Origin of the sequence: Nocardioides sp. NPDC057772, assembly GCF_042798075.1 — a bacterium.
In the GTDB taxonomy this organism is placed as follows: Bacteria; Actinomycetota; Actinomycetes; order Propionibacteriales; family Nocardioidaceae; genus Nocardioides.
Window position 1 is genome coordinate 1 of the sequence record NZ_JBHVKN010000092.1, and the last position, 18,775, is coordinate 18,775.

Annotated in this window: 22 protein-coding genes; 5 read left to right on the plus strand and 17 right to left on the minus strand. The window is 69.1% G+C overall.

Annotation, left to right across the window (positions count from 1 at the left end; genetic code table 11):
• From ACFVJS_RS15990 to ACFVJS_RS16030, 9 genes are all read right to left on the minus strand, one after another.
• Window positions 1-834, minus strand: an 834-nt coding sequence (locus tag ACFVJS_RS15990) for a histidine kinase dimerization/phospho-acceptor domain-containing protein (RefSeq protein WP_378881964.1), incomplete at its 3' end; no start/stop codon positions are given.
• Between the two features lie 35 nt (window positions 835-869).
• Entirely contained in the window at window positions 870-2,072 is a 1,203-nt protein-coding gene (locus tag ACFVJS_RS15995; protein ID WP_378881967.1) for an oxygenase MpaB family protein, read from the minus strand.
• Between the two features lie 19 nt (window positions 2,073-2,091).
• The gene (locus tag ACFVJS_RS16000; protein WP_378881970.1) at window positions 2,092-3,291 is read right to left on the minus strand and encodes an MFS transporter; all 1,200 of its coding nucleotides are present in this window, start codon (window positions 3,289-3,291) and stop codon (window positions 2,092-2,094) included.
• 11 nt (window positions 3,292-3,302) lie between these two features.
• Entirely contained in the window at window positions 3,303-4,343 is a 1,041-nt protein-coding gene (locus ACFVJS_RS16005; protein ID WP_378881973.1) for a MerR family transcriptional regulator, read from the minus strand.
• A 287-nt stretch (window positions 4,344-4,630) separates the two neighbouring features.
• Window positions 4,631-5,389: a TrmH family RNA methyltransferase gene (locus ACFVJS_RS16010; protein WP_378881975.1), complete on the minus strand. Its 759-nt coding sequence runs from the start codon at window positions 5,387-5,389 to the stop codon at window positions 4,631-4,633.
• A 118-nt stretch (window positions 5,390-5,507) separates the two neighbouring features.
• Window positions 5,508-5,891, minus strand: coding sequence for a 50S ribosomal protein L20 (gene rplT, locus ACFVJS_RS16015; protein ID WP_008359372.1), 384 nt, complete (start codon window positions 5,889-5,891; stop codon window positions 5,508-5,510).
• Window positions 5,892-5,936: 45 nt separating this feature from the next.
• Window positions 5,937-6,149 carry a 50S ribosomal protein L35 gene (locus ACFVJS_RS16020; RefSeq protein ID WP_008359371.1) on the minus strand — a complete coding sequence of 71 codons (213 nt, stop codon included), beginning with the start codon at window positions 6,147-6,149 and terminating at the stop codon, window positions 5,937-5,939.
• Window positions 6,150-6,218: 69 nt separating this feature from the next.
• Window positions 6,219-6,938, minus strand: a complete 720-nt coding sequence (infC, locus tag ACFVJS_RS16025) for a translation initiation factor IF-3 (RefSeq protein WP_378882012.1) — start codon at window positions 6,936-6,938, stop codon at window positions 6,219-6,221.
• Window positions 6,939-7,268: 330 nt separating this feature from the next.
• Window positions 7,269-7,763: an SseB family protein gene (locus ACFVJS_RS16030; protein WP_378881979.1), complete on the minus strand. Its 495-nt coding sequence runs from the start codon at window positions 7,761-7,763 to the stop codon at window positions 7,269-7,271.
• A gap of 101 nt (window positions 7,764-7,864) precedes the next feature.
• Here ACFVJS_RS16030 and ACFVJS_RS16035 point away from each other — a divergent pair, with 101 nt between their 5' ends.
• Both ACFVJS_RS16035 and ACFVJS_RS16040 read left to right on the plus strand, forming a co-directional pair.
• A complete protein-coding gene (locus tag ACFVJS_RS16035; protein ID WP_378881982.1) occupies window positions 7,865-8,314 on the plus strand; it encodes a hypothetical protein in 450 nt (149 codons plus the stop codon).
• 49 nt (window positions 8,315-8,363) lie between these two features.
• Window positions 8,364-8,864, plus strand: a complete 501-nt coding sequence (locus ACFVJS_RS16040) for a 4-amino-4-deoxy-L-arabinose transferase (RefSeq protein WP_378881985.1) — start codon at window positions 8,364-8,366, stop codon at window positions 8,862-8,864.
• Window positions 8,865-8,932: 68 nt separating this feature from the next.
• Here ACFVJS_RS16040 and ACFVJS_RS16045 read toward each other — a convergent pair whose 3' ends face one another.
• Complete coding sequence (locus ACFVJS_RS16045; protein WP_378881987.1) at window positions 8,933-11,599, minus strand: glycine betaine ABC transporter substrate-binding protein; 2,667 nt, start codon at window positions 11,597-11,599, stop codon at window positions 8,933-8,935.
• 205 nt (window positions 11,600-11,804) lie between these two features.
• Here ACFVJS_RS16045 and ACFVJS_RS16050 point away from each other — a divergent pair, with 205 nt between their 5' ends.
• Complete coding sequence (locus tag ACFVJS_RS16050) at window positions 11,805-12,707, plus strand: aldose 1-epimerase family protein (RefSeq protein WP_378881989.1); 903 nt, start codon at window positions 11,805-11,807, stop codon at window positions 12,705-12,707.
• A gap of 26 nt (window positions 12,708-12,733) precedes the next feature.
• Here ACFVJS_RS16050 and ACFVJS_RS16055 read toward each other — a convergent pair whose 3' ends face one another.
• From ACFVJS_RS16055 to ACFVJS_RS16070, 4 genes are all read right to left on the minus strand, one after another.
• Window positions 12,734-13,948 (minus strand): SGNH/GDSL hydrolase family protein, encoded by a 1,215-nt coding sequence (locus ACFVJS_RS16055; protein ID WP_378881992.1) that lies wholly within the window; start codon window positions 13,946-13,948, stop codon window positions 12,734-12,736.
• Window positions 13,949-14,039: 91 nt separating this feature from the next.
• Complete coding sequence (locus ACFVJS_RS16060) at window positions 14,040-14,468, minus strand: PH domain-containing protein (protein WP_378881994.1); 429 nt, start codon at window positions 14,466-14,468, stop codon at window positions 14,040-14,042.
• 22 nt (window positions 14,469-14,490) lie between these two features.
• Complete coding sequence (gene hisG, locus ACFVJS_RS16065; RefSeq protein ID WP_378882015.1) at window positions 14,491-15,336, minus strand: ATP phosphoribosyltransferase; 846 nt, start codon at window positions 15,334-15,336, stop codon at window positions 14,491-14,493.
• Between the two features lie 34 nt (window positions 15,337-15,370).
• Window positions 15,371-15,634, minus strand: coding sequence for a phosphoribosyl-ATP diphosphatase (locus ACFVJS_RS16070; RefSeq protein WP_008359350.1), 264 nt, complete (start codon window positions 15,632-15,634; stop codon window positions 15,371-15,373).
• A 107-nt stretch (window positions 15,635-15,741) separates the two neighbouring features.
• Here ACFVJS_RS16070 and ACFVJS_RS16075 point away from each other — a divergent pair, with 107 nt between their 5' ends.
• A complete protein-coding gene (locus tag ACFVJS_RS16075) occupies window positions 15,742-15,996 on the plus strand; it encodes a helix-turn-helix domain-containing protein (RefSeq protein WP_378881997.1) in 255 nt (84 codons plus the stop codon).
• On the plus strand, window positions 15,993-16,613 hold the full coding sequence (locus tag ACFVJS_RS16080; protein WP_378882000.1) for a hypothetical protein: 621 nt from the start codon (window positions 15,993-15,995) through the stop codon (window positions 16,611-16,613). Before ACFVJS_RS16075 ends, ACFVJS_RS16080 begins: the two co-directional genes overlap by 4 nt.
• 15 nt (window positions 16,614-16,628) lie before the next feature.
• Here the strand turns inward: ACFVJS_RS16080 and ACFVJS_RS16085 are convergent, their stop codons facing one another.
• Genes ACFVJS_RS16085 through ACFVJS_RS16095 form a run of 3 tightly spaced genes read right to left on the minus strand, consistent with a single transcriptional unit; the run spans window position 16,629 to window position 18,613 of the window.
• Window positions 16,629-17,162, minus strand: coding sequence for a gamma carbonic anhydrase family protein (locus ACFVJS_RS16085; protein WP_378882003.1), 534 nt, complete (start codon window positions 17,160-17,162; stop codon window positions 16,629-16,631).
• Between the two features lie 24 nt (window positions 17,163-17,186).
• On the minus strand, window positions 17,187-18,260 hold the full coding sequence (locus ACFVJS_RS16090) for a cation diffusion facilitator family transporter (RefSeq protein WP_378882006.1): 1,074 nt from the start codon (window positions 18,258-18,260) through the stop codon (window positions 17,187-17,189).
• Window positions 18,257-18,613: an ArsR/SmtB family transcription factor gene (locus tag ACFVJS_RS16095; RefSeq protein WP_378882009.1), complete on the minus strand. Its 357-nt coding sequence runs from the start codon at window positions 18,611-18,613 to the stop codon at window positions 18,257-18,259. Before ACFVJS_RS16095 ends, ACFVJS_RS16090 begins: the two co-directional genes overlap by 4 nt.
• Between the last annotated feature and the right edge of the window lie 162 nt (window positions 18,614-18,775).

The following is an 18,775-nucleotide window of genomic DNA, read 5'->3' on the forward strand; positions in this document are numbered from 1 at the left end:
GACGACCAGCAGGACCTGGTCGGGGTCACCGGGCCAGGGACCCAGGCTCACGGTGACGACACCGTCGCCATGGCGTACGGCGTTCTCGACGAGGTTGGTGACGACCTGGGTGAACTTGTCCGGGTCGGCGTGGATCTCGAGCTCGTCGGGGTCGGCGGCGATCTGGAGCTCGATCGGCCGCGAGGTCGCCGAGCGCACCGACTCGACCACGCGACTGACCAGCACCGAGGCATCGCTGGCGCGCGGGTAGAGCTGGAGCCGGCCGGTGTCGATCCGGGCCACGTCGAGGAGCTCGGCGATCAGCCGGGAGAGCCGGTCGGAGTCGGAGGCGACCGTCCGGAGCATCAGCTTCTTCTGGTCGTCGTTGAGCCGGTCCCACCGGTTCAGGAGCGCCTGCACGAAACCCTTCACACCGGTCAACGGCGAGCGCAGCTCGTGGGCCACGGTGGCGACCAGGTCGGAGCGCTCCCGGTCCAGTCGCTTGCGGCCCCGCCCCGAGCGCAGCGAGATCGAGACCTGGTCGACCGCGGCGTCCAGCGCCGGGCGGCGGATCGTCGAGACGACCAGCACCTCGGTGCCGTCGGGCAGCAGCCAGGCCTGCTCCGGGGTGCCGGTGACCGTCGGCAGGGTCTCGTAGGGCCGGTTGACCTTGGTCCAGGTGTGCCCTTCGGGATTGCTCAGCGTGAGGACGTCACCCAGCGGGCGCCCGAGGCTCGCGTCGGGGTCGACTCCGAGCATCCGCCCCGCGAGGGCAGAGACCAGCACGACCATGCCGTCCGCGTCGGCGACGACGACACCGTCGGGCAGGGCATCGGCGAGTTCTCGGGCGTCCACGCCGCCACCCTAGACCGATGAGGGGCCCGGGGCCGCTACTCCGGCCGATTGCTCAGCGGCAGCGTGATCGGCGCCGGGTCACCGGGCGAGAAGTAGATCTTGATGAAGGTGTGCACGGCCTCGGGGAGCACCTTGGAGACGAGCGGGATGTCAGGGACGGTGCTCTGGTAGGAGGTGACCAGCAGCGGCACCGCACTCGCCCACACCGGCGCGAGCAACGGGTCCCTGTCGAACGCGATCATGTCGGCGTACGTGTCGCCGATCACGTAGCGCCCCAGCGACTCCAGCTCGTGGCGAAGCAGCGGGTTGCCCGCGCCGATCACCGAGTCGAGGAGCGCCTGGGCGAGGTCGACTCCCTCCCGGGTGCGACCGGTCGCCGGGCCCATCACCTGGTCGTACTGCGCGTTCGCCGCGGCCCAGTCCTTCGGCAGATACTGCTCCTGCACACCGAGCAGGTGGAGGTCGACGTTCCAGGCGTGCAGGAACGCGTCGGCGAGCTCTGTGCTCGGCGCGATGTCCCACTCGGTGAACTTCCGCATCACCCAGGTGCCGAGGCTGTGGAAGGTGACCAGGATGTCGGCCTGGCTGATCGGGATCTCCTGACCGGCGCCCACGCTCGCCCAGTGGGGAGACTGCGGCAGCAGGTGACGTACGGCGGCATGGACCATCCTGGTCTTGACCGAGTTGACCATCAGGCTGCCGGAGGCCGTCCAGCCCTGGGCGTCCATCACGTCGTAGCCGAGCACCGTCGTCTTGGCGATCCGGTCGCGCATGTCCGAGCCGCCGTAGGAGTAGTAGACCGACCACGCCTCGCGCTTGATCGCGCAGCTGATCAGCCCGCTGCCGAGGGTGTAGAGGAGGGCGAGGAAGAAGCCGTACCTCTCCTCGTTGAACGTGCCGGCCAGCTTCAGCTTGCCCTGGTCGGCCCACCTCGGGAGGCTCCTCGCCTCCTCGATGAAGTCCTCCAGGTAGGTCGGGAGCCCGTCGGGAAGGGGCTGGTCGTTCCTGGTCCAGCCTTTCAGGATCTCGTTGACCTCGGCGACCTTGTCGATGCCCTCTCCGTAGAGGCGCTCGATCACCGGGTCGGCGCAGATGTCCCAGACGTACTCCGGGTCCGCCCCGTCCCCCGTGCCCGCGATCGACGCGCTCGGCGCCCACGTCCACAGCGGGAGGGTCGCCCCTGCCGCGGCCGCCGCGCCGCCCGAGGCCAGCAGTCGTCGTCTGCTCAGGTTCGTCATACCATCGAGTGAAACAGATTTACCTTTCGTGTATCAGACCCCGAGGGGTATCGATCCTGGCCGCTCGCAAGGCGGCCGGCACGGTCGCCAGGAGCAGAGCCCCGACGACGACCAGAGGCAGCCGTACGTCGAACCCGGCCGCCGCGCCGAGCAGCGGCGTCGCGACCAGGACCGGGCCGGTCTGGGCCAGCTGGGTCAGGCTCGAGAACCGGGCGAGCATCTCCGGCGGGGTGCGGGCGACGAAGACCGGGAAGAGATAGGTGGTGAGCATCGTGGTGCCGACACCGACCAGGCCGATCGCGAGCACCCCCGCCCAGACCTCCGTACGCAGCGCCAGCACGCCCACACCAGCAGCTGCGATCACCGGACCTGCGCACGCGACCGGTGCGGGCGGCGCACCTCGGCGGGCGACGAAGAGCGTCATCACCAGTCCCCCGGCCACCCAGGCCCCCGAGACGAGCCCGGTCTCCGCCGCGGTCCAGGCGCGCTCGCGCCCGGCCAGGGGCAGCGCGAGCATGACCAGCGGAAGCACCGTCACCGCGAGACCCGTGATCGCGATCAGGACCGGGACGACACCTGGCGTGCGTCGTGCCGCCCTGGCACCGTCGGCGAGGCTGCGCCAGACCGACCCCTGGCCTGGCTCGGGAGCCGGCTCGTGGGGTGGGCGGACGAGGAGGAGGGCGATGAGCACCAGGCCGAAGGTCGCCGCATCCAGGCCGGCGGTCAGCGGCAGTCCGCCGTGGCCGAGCAGGAAGCCGCCGGCGGCGGGGCCGGCGGTGCGGGCGATCTGGTGCGCCGAGCCGACGAGCGCCATCCGCCGGTCGAGGTCGGCCGTCCCGAACAACCGGGGAAAGACCCCTTCGGCCGGGCGCCGCAGCGCCTGGAGAGTGCCCGAGAGGGCGCCGACGACGACCAGCATCCACAGCTCCGCGCCGCCGATCGCACAGACCGCGAACGCGGCCATGACGAGCACCATCGCGGCGTCGCACGCGACCATCGTGCGGCGGATCCCGACCCGGTCGGCCAGCACTCCCCCGGCCAGCACCAGCACGGCCAGGGGGATGGACTCGATCGTCAGCACCAGGCTGGCCGCGTCGGCGCCGAAGCCCGCCGCCGCCCAGCCGATCGCGAAGAAGGTGACCGAGTCGCCGAAGACCGACGCGGTCGACGCGGCCAGCCAAGGGCGGAACCCCCGGCCCGACATCGCTCTCCCCGACATCGCTCGCACGGTCAGTCGCCGGGGTGACGCACCGGCATGATCAGCGCGGTGAACCCGGGCTGGTAGGGCGAGGTGACCACCACCGGGCGGTCCGGGGCGGTCACCGCCAGCTGAACCTCGTCGCCCAGGCACGCTGCCAAGGCGCGGCCGAACAGCGCCGTACCCAGCCGGAGCCGGACCGGCGGGCCGGTCACCACGCCGCGTACGCCGCTCTGCTCGGCGGTGTGCGGCGAGCGCAGCCGCGCGTGATCGCCGAGGAAGAGGTCGACCTCGGCGTAGGCGGCCGCGTCGAGACCGGCCAGCAGGTCGGCCTTGCTGAGCACCGCGTGGGTGACGCCTGGCTCGAGGCCCGCCAGGACGAGCCGGTGCGCCGGGTAGGTGGCATCGCGGCCGAGCTCCTGGCCGGCGAGGGTGAGGGTGCCGTCGGCGATCCGCAGCTCGGCGGTCGTCAGCGCGTCGAGGCGATCGGCCAGCGCGGCGGCGTCGGGAAGGGACAGGACGGCCCGCCCGCCGTCGCCCTCGGCGGCCGCGGGCAGCACCCGCACCGCCATCCAGTAGCGGTTGGTCGCCACCACGTCGACGCCGTCCTCGTCGACGTCGACGAGCACGGAGGCGAGCTCGGAGGCAGGATCGGACTCGGCCGCCTGCCGCACCTGCCGGATCGCAGCGGCCAGCACGGGACCGGGCAGCTCGACGAGCGCCGGCCTGGCGGCGGGGCCGGCGTCGACGACGGCCAGCACGCCGCGTACGGCATCCTCGGCACGCCCCGTCCGCGCCGTCTGCTCCTCCAGGAACGCCACCAGCGCGGCCCGGGCCTCGGCCGCGGACGAGTCGAGCACCACCCGCATCGTCTCGATCGGGACCCCGGCCTCCCGCATGCCCACGATCAGGCGGGCCCGATCGGCGAGATCGGGGGTGTAGTAGCGGTAGCCGGTCCCGGCATCGACCTCGGCCGGCACCAGCAGCCCGCACTCGTCGTAGTGACGCAGCGCACTCGCGGTCAGGCCCACGGCCCGTGCGAACGCCCCGATCGTCAGCAGTGGCTCATCCATGTCCGCAACCATCGTCCTTCACCCGAGTTGAAGGTCAAGCCCACCGCCGAGGCGTCACGTACGTCGCCCGAGACGTCACATAGGTCGGTCCAGGCGTCACTCGCGTCGGTCGAGCGGGCACCTCGCGACCTCTCGACCGACGGCACCGACGTCTCGACCGACGCGCCTGACGTCTCGGCTGGCGACGTGCCGGCGGGATGCTCACCGAGGTGACTCACCAACTGCTCACTGGTTTCGTGGAGTTCCACGATGCCAGTGAGCATCCACCGAGATACCTCGGTGAACATTCACCCCCGCTGAGCCCGCGCCGAGGCGTACACGCAGAGCGCGGCGGCGGTGGAGAGGTTGAGCGACTCGGCCTTGCCGAAGATCGGGATGCTCACGATCTCGTCGGCCTCGGCGGCCAGCTCCGGGGGGAGGCCCCAGGCCTCGTTGCCCATCAGCCAGGCGGTGGGTCGGGCGAGAAGGTCGTCGGCTGTGAACAGGTCGGCGGTGCCGTGCATGTCGGCGGCCAGGACGGTCAGCCCTGCGGCCTTGGCGGCCTCGACCGCGGCCACCGGGTCGCGCTCGACGGCGATCGGGAGGTGGAAGGCGGAGCCTACCGAGGCCCGGATGGTCTTGGGGTTGTAGAGGTCGACCGAGTCACCGGCCAGGATCACCCCGGACGCCCCGGCGGCGTCGGCGCATCGGATGACCGTGCCGGCGTTGCCGGGATCGCGTACGTCGGCGCAGATCACCACGAGGGGCCCGGTGATGTCGGCGAGCGGGACGTCGAGGAACCGGCACAGTGCCACCACACCTGCCGGCGTGACCGAGTCGGACAGGCCGGCCATGGCCCGGTCATCGACGAGCGTCACCGGCGAATCCGCCAGCAATGCGGCGTACGCCTCCGCCCCCGCCTCGGTGGCGAAGATCTCCTGCACGCAACTCGCCCCGGAATCCAACACCGTGCCGAGCGCCCCCTCGACCGCCTTCGGGCCGTCGGCCAGGAAGAGACCTCGCTCCGCACGAACCGAACGGCGGCCGAGCTTACGGATCTCCTTCAAGCGGGAGTTCCCCGACGACAGCAAATCACTCACCCCGTGATCGAGTACGCATGCAAATGGAACGTGGGAGTCCCAGTGTCACCAGGTGACACCAAGACTCCCACGATCGGAGTCAGACTCAGGCGTTCGCCGGGGCGTTGACGTCCTCCGGCAGAGCAGCCTTGGCCTGGGCGACGAGCGCGTTGAACGCGGCCACGTCGTTGACGGCGAGGTCGGCGAGGATCTTGCGGTCGACCTCGATGCCGGCCAGGTTGAGACCCTGGATGAAGCGGTTGTAGGTCATGCCCTCGGCGCGCGCCGCAGCGTTGATCCGCTGGATCCACAGGCGACGGAAGTTGCCCTTGTTCTTGCGGCGGTCGTTGTAGGAGTAGACCAGCGAGTGGGTGACCTGCTCCTTCGCCTTGCGGTAGAGGCGCGAGCGCTGACCCCGGTAACCGGAGGCCCGCTCGAGGGTGGTGCGACGCTTCTTCGCAGCGTTCACTGCGCGCTTGACGCGTGCCATTTCAGTGCTCCTTGAATGCTAGGGAAAGTTTCGGGTGATCGGCGCTCAGCGGCCGAGAAGCTTCTTCGCGCGCTTGACGTCGGCGGGGGCGAGCTCCACCAGACCAGCGTTGCGACGGTGCTTCTTGCGGGAGCCGGTGGTCGGCGCGGAGGCGAACGCAGCGCCGGACTTGCGGCCGGCCTGCAGGCGCTGGATCTTCCCGGAACCGGTCACCTTGAAGCGCTTCTTGGAACCGGAGTGGGTCTTGTTCTTCGGCATAGTTCTTCTCTCTCTCGTCGTCCGGCCGGTCACGGGGCGCCGCGGCGGCGGAAGTCAGTGGATCGACCCTCAGAGGTCGATGTCAGGGTCGAGGTTCTCCGAACGGCGCTTGACCTTGGGCGTCGAGGCCGGACGCGCGGCGTTCGCAGCCGTACGCTCCGCCTTCTCGGCGGCCTCGTCGGCGGCACGCTCGGCGGCCTTCTCCTCCTTGGCCGTCTTCGCCTCCACCTTGGCGTCGGCCTTCTTCTTGTGAGGGCCGAGCACCATGATCATGTTGCGGCCGTCCTGCTTCGGCGCGGACTCGACGAAGCCCAGCTCCTGGACGTCGTCGGCCAGCTGCTGCAGCAGGCGGAAGCCGAGCTCGGGACGGTGCTGCTCACGACCACGGAACATGATCGTGATCTTGACCTTGTCCCCAGCGTTGAGGAACCGCACGACGTGACCCTTCTTGGTCTCGTAGTCGTGCTTGTCGATCTTCGGACGAAGCTTCATCTCCTTGATGATCACGTTCGTCTGGTTTCGACGGGCTTCACGGGCCTTCTGGGCGTTCTCGTACTTGAACTTCCCGTAGTCCATGAGCTTGCAGACCGGCGGCTTACCCTGCGGGGCGATCTCGACCAGGTCGAGGTCGGCCTCCTGGGCCAGGCGCAGCGCGTCAGGGGTCGGCACGATGCCGACCGTCTCTCCGTTGGGACCAACGAGGCGGACCTCGGGAACCCGGATCCGGTCGTTGATACGAAGCTCAGTGCTGATGTGTCCTCCAGTTGTTTGGCTGCGGAGGCTCTGGATCGTGCTTTCCGGGCCGCGTGCACGGGCGGTCCGGAAATGAAAAAGGGCTTCCGCTGGAATTGTCACAAGCGGAAGCCAGTCATAACGCTCACCCAATCGTGGGCTTGCACCACCGAATCCATTGCCCCACAAATCTGGGACACTCTCTTCGGGACCGGACCCGACGACCTTTGTTGCTCACGGTCGATGCGGGTGGGAGAACGCTGTTGTGATCTCCGCTTGTTGGATCAACCGACGGCGTACGTCGGCTGATCGGTCAACACGGAACACTACTGCAACATTCCCCGCCCACCCAATCCCCAGGGCGCCCGGAGCGTCAGGCACGGACCCTCAGGGTCGCACCCAGGCCGTACGCGGCCCGACGGTCGCCAGCTGCCAGCCCTCGGCCACCTTGCGCAGGTCGTCACCCTCGATCGCGAACGGGACCGGCCCGGCGAGGTCGAGCACGAGCGCGTCGGCCCCGTCGTGGACGGCGGCACGTGCGGCGTCGCGCAGAGACACCGGCACCGGGCGGGCGTCGGACTGCCACGCCTGCAGCGCCGCAGTGCCGGTGAACCCGAGCAGCGCCTGCCGCCCGTCGGCACCGGTGAGCAGCACGGTGGCCATGTCAGAGGTCTTGTCGTGGGCCAGACCGGCCTCGTCGACCTCGACCTCGCCCAGCACCGCCACCACCGCGACGAGCACCCTCGCCGCGGCGAGCGTGGTGAGCACGTCGGCCTGGGTGGCCTGGCCCGCTGCGTACGACCTCATCACGGCCGCGACCTCGGGGCTGGTCTCGCCGGTGTCGCCGGGAAACGAGGTGCCGAGGAGTCGCTTGTCTTTCATCGACCCCATTGAACCCCAGCCGGGGCCACAGCCGAAGATCAGGGCCGGTATCGGGGAGAATCCGGGGTGCCGCGTCACCGTGGCTGTGGGAGTCTGGAGACATGGACCAAGGCGCCTACCTCGCACTAGCCGCCGCGCTCACCGTGCTGGGCGCGATCTGGACCTGGATCGCGTTCCGACGGCGCGGTCTGGGCGCCGGCGTGAAGGGCCTGGGGTGGACGCTGCTCGCCCCGGCCGCCTACCTGACCGGGCTGCTGCGTGCCGGCGGACGGATCGTGGACGCGATCGCCGACTGGGCCGCGCGGCTGGTCTTCAGCCCCACCGTCTGGATCGGGTTCGGCATCGCCGCGCTGGCGATCGTGCTGATCTTCGTGGCCCGCGTGCTGCCCACCAAGGAGAAGCCGAGCCGCGCCGCACGGAAGGAGGCCGGCGCCGCACCCGGCCCCGCCTCCGTCACCGCCCCGAAGACCGCCAAGGGCCCCGTGCTCGACGACGATGACGACGACATGGCCGACGTCAACGACATCTTGAAGAAGTACGGCATCTCCTGACTTGACCCACCCGAGCGTCCAGCCCGCCGCCGATCTGCTAATGATCGCGATGAGCCGCCCGGCCACTCTCGGCCCCGGGCGGCTGATCTGCATCGACGGCCCCGCCGGCTCCGGGAAGACCACGCTCGCCACCGCTCTGGCCGAGATGACCCAAGCCCCGGTGATCCACATGGACGACCTCTACGACGGCTGGGACGGCCTCACCGCCGGCACCGCCCAGCTCGAGACGATCCTGCTCCCCCTCGTCGAGGGCGCCCCCGGCTCCTACCGCCGCTACGACTGGCACCGGGGTGCCTATGCCGAGACCGTCATGGTCCCGCCGTGCCCGCTGCTCGTGATCGAGGGCGTGGGCAGCGGCGCGGCCGCCTACGACAGCTTCCGCACCGCCCTGGCCTGGGTCGACGCGCCGGCCGAGCTGCGCAGGTCGCGCGGCATCGAGCGCGACGGCGACACCTTCGCACCCCACTGGGACGCCTGGGCCGCGGCCGAGGCCGAGCACTTCGCCGAGAGCCTGACCGCGGCCCGCGCCGACGTCGTGGTGATGACCTAACCTTCACGCCGATCGCGAAAACCGGGTCACCTGACCTGCTGGTGCGATCTAGGTGGTGGGGCCATCCATCAATCCGACTGTTGCCATCGAGTGACTCGATCTGAGTTGTCCGAGATCCAGTCTTTCGCGACCTTGCGCGGCGACTTCTCGTCGAGCTGAACTGCAGCGATGAAGCCGCTGAGGTCGTCCTGCGAGAAGTCGACAGCACGCAAGATCCTGGCTGCCTCGGGAGAGACCGCTGCCAGGGAGGATGACCACGCCACGTGCACGTCTACCTCGTCGTTGTCCTCGGCTCCACCCGGCATAGGAGCCAGAAGGCGGGTGGAGAACTCTTGGTGAATGCCGTCCGGCTCGTATCCGTAGAAGAGCAGTGGGTTGCGGTCCTCTGCCTCCGCAACAAGCCGCGCCTTGAAGATGGTCTCCGAGTATGACTCCCCCTCGATCCCCTCTCCGTTGCCTTCATCCAGCCATGAAGCGAGGCGTTCGGTCGAACTCCACGCGCGTGGTCCGATCCAGAGTTCGGCCTTTCCGTCGTCGTCGCTGTCGAACTTGCGTCCGAGGTCGGGATCAGCCAGGTCGCTCAGCGCGGACACGGAATCAGTTCCGGGCGCATCCAAGACATAGATACCCTGCGTACCGGGGTACGAATGGCCGCTCAGGCTGATGGTCTCGTCAGAGATCCAATCGCGAACCGCGGCATCCTGATTCTGCACCCACAGATCGGGATGCACGTGGACACCGGGGTTCTCCGAACCCATCTCCGAAACCGCGTCGACATGATCGATCGACTCAACCCGCGCCGAGACATCCGCCGACTCGAGTACCTGCTTGAGCACCTCGGCCGCGACGCTCCCTCCGGGCCATCCAGGATCTGCAATCGTGACCGTCGCGCCACGACCGCCCGGTAGGACCGTCGTTTCACCCGGATGTGGCGACGTCGCAGTCGCCGCGTCGATGCCTCCTCGAAAAACCGTCGGCATGAGCATGACGGCAAGGATCAGGAGCGCCGCAGTGCCTAAGTAGAACGCATTGAACGTGCGACTGCTGGGAAGGGATTCGACGAGACGAACACGATCGTCGTCATGCCTGGTGCGGACACCTCGACGCAGAAGCCGTCCGGACAACTCGCCGGAATCAAGGATCTCGACGGGTAGGTAGTACTTCTTGCCGATCTCGCGAAAGCCCTGCTGTAGCCGAAGGATCTGGCTCGTGAAGCCGTGAATATTATTGCGGTCATAGTCGCGGATCGCGAAGAGAGCCAGGAAGGCGCCCGCGGCAAATGCGATAGCACCAGCGTTGCCGAGAGCTGAGTCGCCGCGGAGCAGAAGGACGAAGATGATGCTGCTCAGTCCGGTGAGCCAGAGCGCGGCCTGCTCTCCGATCGAGAGTCGATCCAGGTGAATCGTGAGCCACGTGCTGAACGCATCCAAGGCGCTCTCTTGGGCTGGCGTACGCCGCTCGCCGGGCCTCGACAGGGCCTCCTTCATCCGCTGGGCAAGCTTCTCCTTGCCCTCGTCGGTGCGATCGAACTCGAGCTCGATCAGGAACTGCAGTAGCTCGTCGGCTCGGTCTTTGTCGGCCGATTCGTCCGTGGCTATCAGCCGACGCGCCAGCGTCGCCCTGGCGTCCTGCTCCTGCGTACGCCGGTTGGAGACCTGGGACAGGATGAAACCCGCCAGGATCGCGAAAAGGCCGGTGAGTGCAGTCGCCATGTCAGGAACGGACGTCAAGATGTCGTTGGGCAGGATCTGGGCGCCGAGCGCGACGTAGACGGTGGCAATAAGAGCGAGACTGAGCGCGTTTGTCGACCGATGGCGCGCATGCAGCGTCAGATTGGAGAACAGGATCAAGACGAGCCCTACGACGGCAATCGGGCGCACTGGCTCATCGAAGATCAGGTAGAGCAACACGACCGAGACCGCCGGCGAGAAGTACGGCAGTGACGACAGTGTCAAGGACTCGTACTCCTGAAACGCCCATGTCCAAGTGATCTCGGCGATCAGATATGTGCCGATGCCGATCAGCGCACACACGAAGATGACCTGAGGGTCGAACGCATAGAACCTCAGCTTGTGCGCTGAAGCGCCGAGCGCGGTCAGCACCACCACCAGTGCCGCCACGTTGGCGACGGAGATCGAGTAGAAGGTGGCGATCGCTCTGGAACTGAGAATCCGGTCGAACGACTTGGTCGCATTGATCGCAAACGGGAGATAGAGACCGCTACCGAGGGCCGCTACGAAAGCCCACACAATCTCACCATCGGAGCCCGACGGCGTGTGACCGCCAGCAGCATTCGAGATTCCGATGGCACACGCCCCGACAAATGACGCCGCGACCATCAACCATTCGTTGAATTTGAGCTTGCGCGCGGTCTTCGGCGAGAACACCCGCATGGCGATGACCGATATCAACGGCCAAGTGAATGCGATGACCGTTGCGTCAACCTTCGACACGCTGTAGAGCGCGCGGTAATAGCCGTAGTACCAGAGTGCGAGGAAGAAGCCGGACAACATTGCCGACCCGACGCCCGAAAGACTAGTCCGTCCCCCTCGGAAGAGCCGGGCGGTACGCCGCCACAGCACCGTCGCACCGATCGCACTAACGAGTACGGAGATGCTCGCTGCGGTGACATAGACCTCCGCGAAGTCCCCGCGATCTCCGATGATCGAGATGAAGATCGGCTTCAGTGACCAGAAGGCCACAGCGGTTAGCGCGGCGAGCGTGACGGCTGTCACCGACATCTTGGGCGTTGAGGGCGACGGGGTATCCAAGACTCTCCTGATCCAGGTCGGGCCCGCCGAGTCTATGCGTGGATGCGCACGCCCCTCCGTCATTCCGGCCGATTGACCGACGGGCGAGTCGGAACAGACTAGCCTCATTCTGCTTGGCAAATGTCGGACCAGCGCGGGCAAGGTTCGGGCGCCTGGATAGCCTGTGCGCGTGCTGAGACCGAGTGGAGAGCAGTTCACGATCGACGGCGGGGGTTACTCCGCGACGGTGACGGAGAGTGGCGGCGCGCTGCGGCTGCTGTCCTACGAGGGGCGCGACCTCATCGCCCCCTTCGGCGACGAGGAGCAGTCCAGCGGCGGCAAGGGTCAGCTGCTGGCGCCGTGGCCCAACCGGATCCGCGACGGCCGCTACGAGTTCGGCGGGAAGTCTCACCAGCTCGGGCTCACCGAGGTCGCGCGCAACAACGCCTCCCACGGCCTGGTGCGGTGGGCGCAGTGGCTGCCCATCGAGGAGGCCAAGAGCTCGATCACCCTCGCCACCCGGCTGATGGCGCAGAGCGGCTATCCCTGGACGCTCGACCTCGAGGTGACGTACGCCGTGGGTCCCGACGGGCTCACCGTGACCCAGTCGGCCACCAACCACGCCGGTTCCCCGGCGCCCTACGCGGTGGGCGCGCACCCCTACCTCACCGTCGGCGACGGTCCGGTCGACGGCTGGACGCTCACCCTGCCGGCGCGCACCCGCCTGCTCTCCGACCCGGACCGCAAGCTGCCGACCGGCAGCGAGGCGACGGCCGGGACAGCCCACGACTTCACCACCGCCAAGCCGATCGGCGACGTCGTGCTCGACCACGCCTTCACCGACCTGGATCGCGGCGAGGACGGGCGGGCGACGGTCACCCTGCAGGGTCCCGACGGCGGTGTCGCGCTCTGGGTCGACGAGCGCCACCCGTGGCTGATGGTCTACAGCGCCGACGACCAGTCACCCGCGCGCGGCAGCCTCGCCGTGGAGCCGATGACGGCTCCCCCGGACGCGTTCAACTCCGGCACCGACCTCATCGAGCTGGCCCCCGGCGAGCGCGCCGAGGTCACCTGGGGCATCAGCGCCATCTGATCCCTGCACAATCTGATGACAGCGATCTAGCGGTCGCACTCCAGCATCGACAGGTCGAACGCCTCGGCCATCGCCGCGTAGCCGGCGTCGCCGGGGTGGAGGTGGTCCCCCGAGTCGTACGCAGGCAGGAACCGCGCCGGCCGGTCGGGGTCGCGCGTGGCGGCGTCGAAGTCGACGACGCCGTCGAACTCGCCGGAGGTGCGGATCCACTCGTTGACCGCGACCCGCACCCGGTCGCGGGCCGGGGTGTAGCGGCTGCCGCCCTCGTACGGGGTGAGGGTGGCGCCGACGACGCACACGTCCTCGGCGTGCGCCTGCGCGATCAGGTCGCGGTAGGCGTCGGTCAGGTCGGAGGCCTCGTCGGCGTCGTCCCAGCGGATGTCGTTGATGCCCTCCAGCAGCACGACCGTGGAGACGCCGGGCTGGTCGAGGACGTCACGCCGGAAGCGGTCCAGACCGCGCTGGCCACCGGTGCTGTCGACGAGCACGCGGTTGGCGGAGATGCCCTCGTTCATGACGCCGAAGCGTCCGGCGAACCGGCTGTTCGCGATCCGGTCGGCCAGCAGGTCCGGCCAGCGCCGGTTGGCGCCGACGGTGGAGCCGTTGCCGTCGGTGATCGAGTCACCGAAGAGCACCGCGGTCTTCACCCGCCGCGGCTTCTCGACGAGGACGCTCTCGACCCAGTACCAGCTGGAGATCTGCGTCGTGAACGCCGCACCGGACTCCTCCCCGGCGACGTCCGCGCCGGCCGTCCCGGAGACGTAGGAGATCTGCGTCGCCACGTCGTGGCCGGTGATCGGGCCGCTCTCGCCGACCACGTGGAAGCTGACGGCGAGGGTGGTGTCGTCCGGCACGGTCGCGTCGACGGGGTCGCTGAGCACCTCGGTGCCGGGAGCGACGGTGACCTGGTCGGCACCGGCGAAGGTCACCGGACGGTTCGTGCCGGGCACCACCGCGGCGCCGTCACCGGCCAGGCCCACGTGCGCCGAGGCGAAGGTGACCGGACGGTCACCGAAGACGTTGGAGAGGGTGATGCGTACGCCGGAGCCACCCAGCGAGGTGTGCACCAGGTTCCGCACCGATCGGTCGGCCAGCCCGGCGGCGCCGGCCGTCCCGCCCACCTCGTCGGCCGATGCTCCCCAGGTGCCGACCGGGTGCACCGGAGCGGCCTGGGCCGGCACGGTCGAGGCCAGGGTGAGCACGGCGGCCAGCGCGGCGAAGACACGAGTCCAGGAGATCACGCCGACACGCTAAGTCGCGTCGGCCGCAACCATCAGCGATTCGCTCGAGGATTCCCCGAACCGTTGTACGGGATTCGCCGGACGGTCGCGGTCAGGACAGCTCCTCGGCCAGCGTGCGCAGCGTGCGCACGGCCTTCCTCGACGAGCCCCCGTCGGAGGCCTGGATGCCCAGCGCAGAGATGTTGTGGCCGGAGGACAGGTCGATGTTGGGCCACGGCGCACCGCGCGGGAAGTTGATCGCGAGGATCTCGGCCCACTCCAGGTCGCGGCGCTTGTAGCCGTTGACCACCGTCAGACCGTCCTCGCGGGCAACCACCCGAGACCTGGTCAGCGCGTGCACGCAGACCACGATCCCGAGCCCGACGGCGCCGAAGGTGAGCCGCTCGAACATGGTGACCTGGGCCTTGATCTCGGCGGTGAAGCCGACCCAGACCATCGTGCACATCACCGCCAGCGCGGCGACGAGGAACCAGCCCATCACGCGGGCACCGAGCGGACGCCAGGTGTGCGGCAGCTTCACCGGAAGCTCCGATCCCGTCGACTCAGATCCGGCAGGCATTGATCTCCGTCAGCAGGATCGCGCGGGCACCCACGGCGTACAGGTCGTCCATCAGCTTCTGCGAGCCCTTGCGCGGCACCATCGCGCGGACCGCGACCCAGCCCTCCCGGTGCAGCGGGCTGACCGTCGGTCCCTCGAGCCCGGGCGTCATCGCGGACGCCTCGGCGAGGAACTCGGCCTTGATGTCGTAGTCCATCATCACGTAGCTGCGCGCGATCAGGACGCCGTCGAGGCGCCGCCGGAAGGTCTCGTACGCAGGCGGGAGCTGCGCGCCGGACCGGGTGATCACCACGGCCTCGGAGTGCATGATCGGCCCGCCGAAGATCTCCAGCCCGGCCTGGCGCATCGTGGAGCCGGTCTCGACCACGTCGGCGATCGCGTCGGCGACACCGAGCTGGATCGAGGTCTCCACGGCGCCGTCGAGGCGGGTGACGCTCGCGTCGATGCCCTCGCGCTCCAGGAACGCGGAGACGACCCCGACGTAGGAGGTGGCGATCCGCTTGCCGCGCAGCTCCTCGACCGAGGTGAAGTCGCCGGCGCGACCGGCGAAGTGGAAGCGGGAGCGGCCGAAGCCGAGCCCCACGACCTCGTCGGCCTTGGCGCCGGAGTCGAGGAGCAGGTCGCGACCGGTGATGCCGATGTCGAGGGTGCCCTCGCCGACGTAGAGCGCGATGTCGCGCGGGCGCAGGTAGAAGAACTCGACGCCGTTCTCCTCGTCGATGAGGGTCAGGCGCTTGGAGTCGTCACGCTGGCGGTAGCCGGCCTCTCGCAGCAGCTCGGAGGCGGCGACGGACAGCGAGCCCTTGTTGGGCACGGCGATGCGGAGCATGCCCTCTGCGGATGTTTCAGTCATGGGTGATCCCCTACAGGTGTGAATAGACGTCGTCGATCGAGATTCCACTGGCGAGCATGAGCACCTGCGCGTGGTAGAGCAGCTGGGAGATCTCCTCCGCGGTCGCTTCCTTGCCCTCGTACTCGGCCGCCATCCAGGACTCGGCGGCCTCCTCGACCAGCTTCTTCCCGATCGCATGGACCCCGGCGTCGAGCTGTGCCACGGTGCCGGATCCTTCAGGTCGGGTCCGGGCCTTCTCGCTCAGCTCGGCCCAGAGCTCGTCGAACGTCTTCACGAGCGTCAAGCCTAGGCCGTCGGCGACCTCGCCCCCGAATCGTCTCACCCCGCCGATCGCAGTCTTGCTATCGACAGCCATAGCAGGACTGCGATACCGTCGATGTCATGAGCACCAGCGACGAGGACACCGCGTTCTACGCCGGGATCGCCGCCCAGGTGACCGAGCACCGGGTCGCGCGAGGGCTGTCCCAGCGCGAGCTCGCCGAGCTCTGCGGGACGACCCAGTCAGCGATCGCACGGCTGGAGTCGGGCTCCCGCCCGCCCAAGATCGACACCCTCCTCCGGGTGGCGGCCGCTCTCGACTGCCGCCTCGAGGTCGGCTTCCACGCCCGCACCCGAGCCCACAGGAGCACACCATGAGGACCCCTATCGCCGCAGACGAGGTCGAGTCGACCCGCAGCGAGCGGTTCCTGGCGGTCGCGCTGACCGCCTTCCTGCTCGTCGGCACCGTCTGGTTCTACGTCAAGGTGGGCGGCTGGTGGCCGCTCTACCGCGACTGGGACCAGTGCAACGACGGCGTGATGCCGTGCAAGATCCCCGGCCACGAGGCGATCCAGATCGGCGTACGCCTCGGCTTCATCATCCTGCTCTGCCTGATAGGCTTCGCGGTCCTCTACCGACTGCGCCGCAGCGGCTCCCGCTTCCTCCCGCTCGGCTTCGCGCTCGCCGCGACCGGGGTGATCATGGCGCTGGTCTTCGCCTTCCACTACACCTTCGAGTACGCCGACTTCGGCCCGCTCATCCTGTCGCTGTTCGGAGCCGCGGCCACGGTCGGCGTGTTCGTCGCCGTCCAGCGGCTGCTGGCCAGGCGGATCCCCGCGATGCGCGTACGCAAGGGCGACTGCCCCTACTGCGGCTACCCGGCCCGCGGCAAGCACTGCGAGGGCTGCGGCCGCGAGACGATCGCCCCGTGCGCGACCTGCGAGGCCGACCGCAGGGTCGGCTCGCTGCACTGCGTGGCCTGCGGGGCGGAGTAACCCTCAACCTCAGGGTCAGGGTTTGAGCGAGCGTACCGTCGCGCGGTGGAGCTTCATGAACTCCACGTAGCCGGGAGCGTTGAGCTCCAGGATCGCGGCCGGGTTGGTGCCCGGCTCGATCGTGCCGCGGATCTTGGCCGGCACGCCCATCACCAGGCTGTGGTCCGGCACCTGGGTCCCCTCGACCACCATCGCACCGGCGGCGATCAGGCAGCCGTCACCGATGACCACGGCGTCGGAGACCACCGCCCCGTTGCCGATCAGCGAGCCGGTGCCGATGCGGTCGCCGTGCACCACGCAGCCGTGGGCGATCGTGCTGTGCGCTCCCATCTCGAGGGAGGAGCCGGGGCGGACGTGCAGCACCGAGTTGTCCTGCACGTTGGAGCCCTCGCCGATGATGATCGGCCCGATGTCGGCGCGCAGCACCGCGCCGTACCAGACGCTGGCGTTCGGCCCCAGGCGTACGTCACCGATCAGCGTCGCCGTGGGCGCGACCCAGGCGTCGGGATGGATCTGCGGACTCTTGCCGTCGAACTCGAAGATGTTCATCGGAGCAGAGCCTAGGGGCTGCCGTCAGTGCGTGCCCTCGGGGCTGACGTGGAGCACGACGCTGGTCAGGCGCGGCAGCGCCTCGAGGAGGTGCTCCTCGGCATGGTGGGCGATGTCGTGCGCGGCGGAGACCGCGAGGTCGGCGGGCACGGTGATGTCGCCGTCGGCGTGGAGGGTGTGCCCGATCCACCGCAGTCTCAGGCTGCGCACCTCGAGCACGCCGTCCACGCTGCCGACCGCTTCCCGGGCCCGGCGAACATCCTCGGGGGTGACGGCGTCCATCAGCCGGGCGCCGACCTGCTTGAGCGCCGAGCGCAGCACGCCCAGGATCGCGACCGCGATCAGCAGCCCGATCAGCGGGTCGGCCCACGGCACCCCGAGCGCCACCCCGGCCGCCCCGGCGACCACGGCCAGCGAGGTGAAGCCGTCCGTACGCGCGTGGAGTCCGTCGGCGACCAGGGCGGCCGAGCCGATCTGGCGGCCGACCCGGATCCGGTAGCGCGCGACGATCTCGTTGCCGAGGAAGCCGACCACTCCGGCCGCAGCGACGGCCCAGACGTACTCGACCTCGCGGGGATGGAAGAGCCGGTCGACGGCCTCCCAGCCGGCCAGGATGCTGGACAGCGCGATCATGGCGACGACGAACAGGCCGGCGAGGTCCTCGGCCCGGCCGTAGCCGTAGGTGAAGCGGTCGTTGGCCGGCCGCCGGGCGAGCCAGAACGCCACCAGCAGCGGCACCGCCGTCAGCGCGTCCGCGACGTTGTGGAGCGTGTCCCCCAGCAGGGCCACCGAGCCGGTCAGGCTCACCACGACCGCCTGGATCCCGGCCGTCACCGCCAGGACGCCGAGGCTGATCCACAGCGCCCGCCGGCCGCGTACGTCGGCTTCGAGGGCCTCGTCGACCTGGTCCGCGGCGTCGTGGGAGTGGGCCCCGAAGACGTCCGAGACCCCGTGCCGAACCCGTGCCCACCGGCCGTCGTGCGCGTGTCCATACCCATGACCGTGCCCATGACCGTGCCCATGGTCATGGTCATGCCCGTGGCCGTGCTCATGACTGCGGGCGTGGTCGCGTCGGTGGTCGTGCAGCGTGTGGGTCATGCCGATTCCTCCCCGGATCGGTGGTGCGCCGGGACCTGGTCCAGGAGATGCTCCACGTGGCCGATCGTGTCGAGGACCAACTGGCGCACATGCCCGTTCTCGACCCGGTAGAGCACCGAGGTGCCCTCCTTGCGCGTGGTCACCAACCGCGCCATCCGCATCTTCGCCAGATGCTGGGAGACGCCCGGCACCGGCTTCTCCAGCAGCCCGGCGAGCTCCGAGACGGAACGCTCCTCATCGAGCAGCAGCCCCGCCATCTGCAGGCGCGTGGGATCGGCCAGCATCCGCAGTACCTCGACGGCGAGAGTGACCACGTCGTCACCCCACACCGGAGGTTGCGTATTTGCATGCATGCGCAAATTATAGCGCAACTGCAGAATCCAAGGCACGCCGCGGTGATCAGTGGTCTATGTGCGCCGAGTGAAGCGGATGTCGCCGTTGGGTAGTCGTTCGTGGGTGAAGGTGGGGTCGTGGGCGCGGTGGTGGTGATGGCTGCAGAGGAGGGCGGCGTTGTC

Excerpts from the sequence above, each read along its gene's own strand:
- ACFVJS_RS16035 (WP_378881982.1), top strand. The coding sequence starts at position 7,865 with ATGGACCAAGGCGCCTACCTCGCACTAGCCGCCGCGCTCACCGTGCTG.
- ACFVJS_RS16095 (WP_378882009.1), bottom strand. The coding sequence starts at position 18,613 with ATGCATGCAAATACGCAACCTCCGGTGTGGGGTGACGACGTGGTCACT.
- ACFVJS_RS16030 (WP_378881979.1), bottom strand. The coding sequence starts at position 7,763 with ATGAAAGACAAGCGACTCCTCGGCACCTCGTTTCCCGGCGACACCGGC.
- ACFVJS_RS16000 (WP_378881970.1), bottom strand. The coding sequence starts at position 3,291 with ATGTCGGGGAGAGCGATGTCGGGCCGGGGGTTCCGCCCTTGGCTGGCC.
- ACFVJS_RS16090 (WP_378882006.1), bottom strand. The coding sequence starts at position 18,260 with ATGACCCACACGCTGCACGACCACCGACGCGACCACGCCCGCAGTCAT.
- ACFVJS_RS16085 (WP_378882003.1), bottom strand. The coding sequence starts at position 17,162 with ATGAACATCTTCGAGTTCGACGGCAAGAGTCCGCAGATCCATCCCGAC.
- ACFVJS_RS15995 (WP_378881967.1), bottom strand. The coding sequence starts at position 2,072 with ATGACGAACCTGAGCAGACGACGACTGCTGGCCTCGGGCGGCGCGGCG.
- ACFVJS_RS16040 (WP_378881985.1), top strand. The coding sequence starts at position 8,364 with ATGAGCCGCCCGGCCACTCTCGGCCCCGGGCGGCTGATCTGCATCGAC.
- ACFVJS_RS16080 (WP_378882000.1), top strand. The coding sequence starts at position 15,993 with ATGAGGACCCCTATCGCCGCAGACGAGGTCGAGTCGACCCGCAGCGAG.
- ACFVJS_RS16020 (WP_008359371.1), bottom strand. The coding sequence starts at position 6,149 with ATGCCGAAGAACAAGACCCACTCCGGTTCCAAGAAGCGCTTCAAGGTG.
- hisG (WP_378882015.1), bottom strand. The coding sequence starts at position 15,336 with ATGCTCCGCATCGCCGTGCCCAACAAGGGCTCGCTGTCCGTCGCCGCC.
- ACFVJS_RS16005 (WP_378881973.1), bottom strand. The coding sequence starts at position 4,343 with ATGGATGAGCCACTGCTGACGATCGGGGCGTTCGCACGGGCCGTGGGC.
- rplT (WP_008359372.1), bottom strand. The coding sequence starts at position 5,891 with ATGGCACGCGTCAAGCGCGCAGTGAACGCTGCGAAGAAGCGTCGCACC.
- ACFVJS_RS16075 (WP_378881997.1), top strand. The coding sequence starts at position 15,742 with ATGAGCACCAGCGACGAGGACACCGCGTTCTACGCCGGGATCGCCGCC.